Origin of the sequence: Streptomyces sp. NBRC 110611, from assembly GCF_001590865.1 — a bacterium.
Taxonomy (GTDB): Bacteria; Actinomycetota; Actinomycetes; order Streptomycetales; family Streptomycetaceae; genus Streptomyces.
In genome coordinates, this window is sequence record NZ_BBUY01000048.1 from 1 (window position 1) to 6,860 (window position 6,860).

The 6,860-nt window shown below is 65.2% G+C and carries 5 protein-coding genes and 3 pseudogenes; 6 read left to right on the top strand and 2 right to left on the bottom strand.

Annotated elements, in window-relative coordinates; translation table 11 throughout:
- Positions 1-230: hypothetical protein (locus AZE13_RS37695; protein WP_220127646.1), on the bottom strand; the 230-nt coding region annotated here is incomplete at its 3' end.
- On the opposite strand from AZE13_RS37695, the pseudogene AZE13_RS38820 reads away from it, so the two are divergent.
- The 4 genes and pseudogenes from AZE13_RS38820 to AZE13_RS37360 form a co-directional block, all read left to right on the top strand.
- Positions 150-620 (top strand): annotated as a pseudogene (locus AZE13_RS38820) (AMP-binding protein); the annotation flags it as partial. The gene AZE13_RS37695 and the pseudogene AZE13_RS38820 overlap by 81 nt on opposite strands.
- Positions 621-685: 65 nt before the next feature.
- Positions 686-1,036: an AMP-binding protein gene (locus AZE13_RS38825; RefSeq protein ID WP_066940400.1), complete on the top strand. Its 351-nt coding sequence runs from the start codon at positions 686-688 to the stop codon at positions 1,034-1,036.
- A gap of 637 nt (positions 1,037-1,673) precedes the next feature.
- Positions 1,674-2,051, top strand: a pseudogene (locus tag AZE13_RS38835) (phosphopantetheine-binding protein); the annotation flags it as partial.
- A 107-nt stretch (positions 2,052-2,158) separates the two neighbouring features.
- On the top strand, positions 2,159-3,109 hold the full coding sequence (locus tag AZE13_RS37360; RefSeq protein ID WP_258528170.1) for a thioester reductase domain-containing protein: 951 nt from the start codon (positions 2,159-2,161) through the stop codon (positions 3,107-3,109).
- A 386-nt stretch (positions 3,110-3,495) separates the two neighbouring features.
- Here the strand turns inward: AZE13_RS37360 and AZE13_RS35135 are convergent, their stop codons facing one another.
- Positions 3,496-4,026, bottom strand: a complete 531-nt coding sequence (locus tag AZE13_RS35135; protein ID WP_309302258.1) for an SSI family serine proteinase inhibitor — start codon at positions 4,024-4,026, stop codon at positions 3,496-3,498.
- Positions 4,027-5,070: 1,044 nt separating this feature from the next.
- Here AZE13_RS35135 and AZE13_RS32970 point away from each other — a divergent pair.
- Together AZE13_RS32970 and AZE13_RS32975 are read left to right on the top strand one after the other, a co-directional pair.
- Positions 5,071-5,874, top strand: a pseudogene (locus AZE13_RS32970) (transposase family protein).
- A gap of 178 nt (positions 5,875-6,052) precedes the next feature.
- The gene (locus AZE13_RS32975; protein ID WP_066940408.1) at positions 6,053-6,589 is read left to right on the top strand and encodes an EF-hand domain-containing protein; all 537 of its coding nucleotides are present in this window, start codon (positions 6,053-6,055) and stop codon (positions 6,587-6,589) included.
- Positions 6,590-6,860: the final 271 nt, after the last annotated feature.

Sequence of the window (6,860 nt, forward strand, 5' to 3'; positions counted from 1 at the left end):
GCCGCCGTCCTCAGTCCCACGAGCGCCGAATACACCGTGGCGAATCTGGCCTGCGTCCGCTCCGGCGCGGTGTCCGTTCCCCTGCAGTCGGGGCTTCGGCAGCACACCTGGCCCCCATCGTCGAGCAGGCCGGACCGCGCCTGATCGTGGTGGACGTCGACCACCTGGAAGTCGCGCCCGAGGTTGCGGCGAACGCCCCCTCGCTGGGCAGGATCGTCGTGATCGGCCACCGGCCCGAGGTCACCGCCCACCAGGAGGAGCTGGAGTCCGCGCGCACCCGGCTCCCGGCGCAGGGCCGGGGCGTCGCCCTGGACACACTAGCGTCGGTCATCGACCGGGGAAGGGCGCTGCCGCCGCTCCCCCGGGTTCCCGACGGGTCGGCGGCCGACGCGCTCAGCACGCTGATCTACACCTCGGGAAGTACCGGCATCCCCAAGGGGGCCATGTACACCGAGCGTCTGGCCAGGCAGTTCTGGGTCGACTTCGTACGCGGCCAGGTGGTGCGGCCCTCCATCGTGCTCAACTACCTGCCGTTGAGTCACATGATGGGAAGGGGCGTACCGTTCGGGACGCTCGCCAAGGGGGCCTCGCCTGTTTCGCGGCGTCCAGCGACCCTGTCGACGCTCTTCGAGGACCTCTCCCTGGTCCGTCCCACCGAGTTCGTCATGGTTCCCCGCATTCCGACATGCTCTTCCAGCACTACCGGGCGGAGCTGTCCCGCCGTACCGGGACAAGCGGCGATGCGGCCGAGCTGGCGGAACAGGCGGGCCAGACCATGGAGGCGCTGCGGGAGAAGGTCATGGGCGGCCGCTTGTGGGCCGTCAGCGCCTCGGCCCCGCCGAGCTCCGAGACGACGGCATTCATCGAGGCCTGCTTCCACGTCAGACTGCTCGACGGCTACGGATCGACGGAAGCCGGGATCGTCTCCCTCGACGGCCGGGTGCTGCGCCCGCCGGTGACCGGCCACAAGCTGGCCGACGTACCCGAACTGGGATACTTCACAACCGACTCGCCGTACCCCAGGGCGAACTGCTGATCAGGTCCGACCGGCTCGTCCCCGGGTACTTCCGGCGTCCGGACACCACCTCCGAGGTCTTCGACAAGGACGGCTTCTACCGCATGGGCGACATCATGGCCCGCGTCGGCCCCGGCGAACTGAGGTATGTCGACCGCCGCTCCAACGTCCTCAAACTGTCACAGGGTGAATCCGTCGCCGTCTCCCGCCTGGAGGCGCTCTTCAACGGCAGTCCGGTCGTCGGCAGACCTTCCTGTACGGCAACAGCGCCCGCGCCCACCTGCTCGCGGTCGTCGTGCCGACGCAGGACGCCCTCGACCGCGTCGACGGGGATGCCCGGCGCCTCAAGCCGATCCTGCGGGAGTCCCTGCAGAAACTCGCCACCCAGGCAGGGCTGAACTCCTACGAGATTCCACGGAATCTCCTCGTCGAGACCGAGCCGTTCACTCAGGAGAACGGGCTGCTCTCCGGGGCGCGCAAGCCGTTGCGGCCAGCCCTGACGAAGCGTTACGGCGAGCGTCTCGAAGCGCTGTACACCGAGTTGTCCGACCGTACGGCCGAAGAACTTCGGACGCTGCGTCAGGCCAGCGCCGACCAGCCGGTACCGGCGACCGTGTTGCGGGCCGCGCAGGCGCTTCTCGGGCAGGAAGAGGGTGTCGTGGAGCCTGGCACACGCTTCCTCGAACTCGGCGGCGACAGCCTCACGGCGCTGTCGTTCGCCCAGCTGATGAAGGAGATCTTCCACGTCGACACCCCTGTCGACGTGATCATCAACCCGGCCAACTCACTGCAGCAGGTGGCCGATCACAACGAGCGGGTGCTCGCGTCGGAACACCGCCGCCCTACCGCCGACAGCGTCCACGGCCCGGACGCGACCCGACTCGACGCGGCCGAGCTACGGCTGGACGCGTTCCTCGACGCGCGGACCATCGAGCAGGCAGAAAGGCCAGCCGGTCCCCTGTCCGAGGCCCGGACCGTCCTGCTGACCGGCGCCAACGGCTACCTGGGCCGCTTCCTGTGTCTTGAGTGGCTGGAGCGCACGGCGGAGCGCGGCGGCACGCTGGTATGCGTGGTCCGCGGCTCCTCCGCCGAGGCGGCCCGGGCACGCCTCGACGCCGCCTTCGACAGAGGCGACCGGAACTCATGGAACGCTACTGCAAGTCCGCTGGCCAGCACCTTCACGTGGTCGCCGGCGACATCGGGGAACCGCGCCTCGGGCTCGACGAGGAGACCTGGCAGCACCTGGCCGACACCGTGGACCTGATCGTCCACCCGGCAGCACTGGTCAACCATGTCCTGCCCTACAGCCAGCTGTTCGGCCCCAACGTGCTGGGCACGGCCGAACTGATCAGGCTCGCGGTCACCTCCCGAATCAAGCAGTTCACCTACCTGTCCACGGTCGCCGTCGTCTTCGGCAACGCGGCAGCGGCAGACGAGTCGGCGGACATCCGCACCGCCTGCCCGGCACGCGACCTCGACGGTGATTACGCCGACGGCTACGCGGCCAGCAAATGGGCCGGCGAGGTGCTGCTGCGCGAGGCGCACGACACGTTCGGTCTGCCGGTCACCGTCTTCCGCTCGAACATGATCCTTGCCCACCCGCGCTACCGCGGTCAGCTCAACCTCCCGGACGTCTTCACCCGCCTCCTGCTGCGCCTGCTGGCGATGGGCATCGCACCCGGCAGCTTCTACGCCCGGGGCACCGGCGACGGCCGCGGACACTTCGATGCACTCCCGGTGGACTTCACCGCGCGGGCCATCACCTCGCTCGGTGACAACGCACGAGAGGGCTACCGGACCTACAACGTGGTCAACCCTCACGAGGACGGCATCTCACTCGACACGTTCGTCGACTGGCTGATAACAGCCGGACATCCCCTGACACGCGTTCAGGACCACGCCGAGTGGACCAACCGCTTCGAGACCGCCCTGCGCGGCCTGCCCGACCGCCAGAAGCAGCACTCGCTGCTCCCGCTGCTGCACGCCTTCGCCGAGCCGGAACAGCCACTCGCCGGATCCGCCTTGCCAGCGGACCGGTTCCGCGCGGCAGCCCTCGACAACGAGAACGACATCCCCGTCTGTCACCGGACCTGATCACCAAGTACGTGGCCGATCTCCGGGCGCACCGCCTGATATGACACAACCCGTGACCGCCGCGGGGCCCGCCATCGCTGGCCCTGCGGCGGCCGGGAGAGTCCGTCAGGGGCGCCGCCACCACCCGGGAGGTCATCGGCGAACGTGTGCCGCCTCCAACCGAGCCCGATCCGCCCGAGACGAACACCGCCTACCGGCCATCGTAAACGTCTTCAACCAGCACCCCGGCTGGGCATGCAGGGCCCGTGAACTGCACGAGCTCCTAGGCATGCCCACCGACGAGGCGACGGTCAACATCACCCGCAGCTGCCTCGGATGCCCCACCCGCCAAGACTTCCTCACGCAACGCGGACGAGGCCGCTACCAGAAACGGACTTAACGCCCTCTCAGAACGCGAAGACCGGATTGGCAGCGCTTGCCATCTCGCATGGGTTGGCGTAGGTGCGCTCAAAGACTACCCGTCGGCCTTGCCAGACTCCCTCCGCTGTGACCACGCGAGGATTCCACTCCCTGGCGCACACCCTTTTCGGGACAGCTTTTGTAACCTCATGCAAATTACCCTTCGTTGCCCGCATGCTGGCGCAAGCTCGGCGCGGGTCCGGGTGCGTTCCGGCGGGCCTTGAGGTACAGCTCAGCGATACCGCGCGCTGGATCGCTGCAGTGCCAGCGCGCGCGCCGTAGCCGACCGTGAGCACCAGCTCGGACGGCCCAAACAGACTCCGCTGCTGCGTGGACACGGCATTCGCGACAGTCGCGGTGCTGGTCAACGCGGCCAGGGCCAGCGCGATACCGACTGTGATTCCCCTACTGATTTGCCTCATCCTGGATACTTCCCTTGCTCGCAGTGACACGTACTCGCTCGAAACGTTTGGGTGCGGACTATTGATTTGACAACGCCGATCAGGTCCCGAGGGCATAGTCGGCGTTGCACCGCGTGGAGGGTGAGGGCGACTTCGGCCACTGCCATGCCAAACGGACGCCGTTGATGTGAGCCAGTACCGATCCTTCGTCACGATCGGCCATCTGGCAGCTAGAGCCTGGTCATGGGCAGAAACTCCTGCCTGGCCGTCAAGGAACTGCCAACGCAGAAATTTCGATTGGTCACCTGACACCCGCCAATGTCAAAGGCCACGTATCGCGGTGTAGCTCACCGCAGCGTCGGTGAATTCCTGGGCGGTGCATCCGACGTCACTGCCCAATCTCCGTTGTGCAAGCGCCGTCGAATTAGAAGGACACGGTGCTGTTGCTCACGCTCACGCCCGACTATGCCTCGCCATCAAGCCGGAACACCGAGTTACTCTAACCACTCATACACCAAGCCCGGCCACTCGAACACGCCCCAAATTGTGCGCCAATGTCACCGGCGCAGGCCGGGACGGTGAAGCCAATGGCAAAACGCTGCGGGAATGGCCAGGGACAAAGACGCTCGTTGGGTCGTAAGTGGCATGATGATCCATACCTTTCTCTGCGGGACTGGAATGGAACCTCCAGCTGTCAGGCCAGCGATCGGTCCTCGTCAGAGCTCTCCACCTCCAGCACGATGCAGTGGTGCCCTACCGGGCTGGGCGACAACCCTAGGTTAATGACTACAGGTTGGGTGCTTGATTCTCAGTGTGCACGTCCCGAGAACACCGGCAACCGGAACAGTATCCGCTGACCAATGGTGCAGCTGCTGGTGATTCGCCCCCGCTGTCGGGTGGAGTGCGCTGCACGCTGCCCCAATGGAGAGGCCAAAGGGGGAAGCGAGCCCATCCGATCTAGATCCTTGTGAGTGAACCTCTTCATCCTGGTGCTCTGAGAGTGTCGGGTTGCGACATCGCTGCAGGTCAGAGCCACCATGCGGGGGTGCCGACATGGAGGTTGAAAGAGGTTCAGTGAGCCTTTTTCAACCTGCCTCTGGAGGGGTGAAGGGGCTGGTCAGGTGGCGTGTGGGTGACGGGACAGGGCCCCTGGTCGTTGGCGTGGTGACTTCACTCATCACACCGGCGTCCAAGGGGCCCTGTTGGTTGCTTATCGTGCCATGCTCGATATCCCGCACGAGCTGGTTGGGCATGTTTCGTGGCTCATCCACGCCCGCCGACAGGAGATCAACTCACCGTGGCGGAGACTGGGTTGCTTCAAGCAAGCCCTGCTGGCGCTCACCCATTTGCGGAAGAACGAGACGTTCACGCAGGTCGCGGCAGGTTCGGAGTCTCCGTCACGACGGCTTGGCGGTACGTCGACGAGATCCTGGAGGTCTTGGCCGCGTGGGCACCAGGCCTGCGCGAGGCCTTGGCCTGTCTGGGTGAAGGGAACTTCGTCATCGTTGACGGCACCCTCATCCCCACCGACCGCACCGCCGCGGACGAACCCCACTACTCACAGAAACACAGGCAACACGGGATGAACGTGCAGGTCATCGCCCGCCCGGACAGCACACCCCTGTGCTTCTCCCGCACATTGCCGGGACGGACCCACGACCTGACCGCGGCCCGAGCCCACGGCATCGTCCAAGCCTGCCCGACCAGGGAAATCCTCGCGCTCGCGAACTGCGCCTACCAAGACGCCGGCGCAACCGTCCGCACCCCTACAAAAACCACCGCGAACAACCCGACCACTACCACCAGTTGAACCACGACCACGCCCGCCTCCGAGCCCCTGGCGAACGCGCCTTCGCCGGGCTCAAGCAATGGCGCATCCTCCGCAAGGCACGATGCTCAACCAACCGCATCACACGGATCGCCACCGCCATCCACACCCGCCTCACCTGCGAAAACGAAGGATGAAAAAGGCTCAGTGGGTAGCTACAGAAGCGCGTCCTTGCGAAGAGCTCTGCTCTGGGCTTGTTCCGCCAATCGAATGATGATGACGCATCTCCGGATGCACGAGCCGGACGGATAGCGCATTATGGAACATGTCACAGGGGACACGTTCCATGATCTGCACTCCCGAAAGGACAGTGGGATGACTAACCCGATCACACTCAAACTCTGCCGACTTTTCGATGCTGTCGACACCGATCACGACGGCAACATCAGCTGGGCGGACTACCGGCGACTTCTCGACCGTCTCACCACCGGCTACAAGCCGGACACATCCGACCGCCGCCTCCAGGCACTTCATGCCGCGTATCAGATGTACTGGTGCGAGCTGCTGCGCCACGCTGACAGCCCTTCCTCACTCCTGCTCAAGGAGGAGTTCGTCGCCGCCAACCAATTGGCCAGCGTGGACACCAGCCGGTTCAACCTGGTCGAGGGAATCCCGCAGGCGGTCTTCGACGTTGCGGACACCAACGACGACAGCACTCTCGACAAAGAGGAACTCGCACGACTCCTGAAGTTCCTGGAAGTCACCTCACCTGACACCGTCGACCAGTTCATGGGACTCGACATCACCAGGGACGGCTCCATCACCCGTCAAGACTGCCTCCGCTCAGCCCGCGAATTCTTCTACACCCCCGACATCAGCACCCCTGGAGGCATCTTCTTCGGCATGGCGTAGCCCAACCAGCCCGCCGAGGGACATGTAGAACCTTCAAGACAACCGCCGTCGGCCTACAGAAGTCAACGACCCCGCACCTGCTACGACTTGAGAATCTGGATCAAGTTGATTAGGGCGGGGTCTTTGATGTTCCACCTTAATCGTTGCTACTGAGCGTTGTTCATCCTGGCCTGTGAAGGGTGAGAGGCCTGGTCTGGCGGGGTTCGGCTGAGGTTCCCCGAGATGCGGGGGAAGCTGACCAAGGGTCAGATGGGACTCATGAGAGGACCAG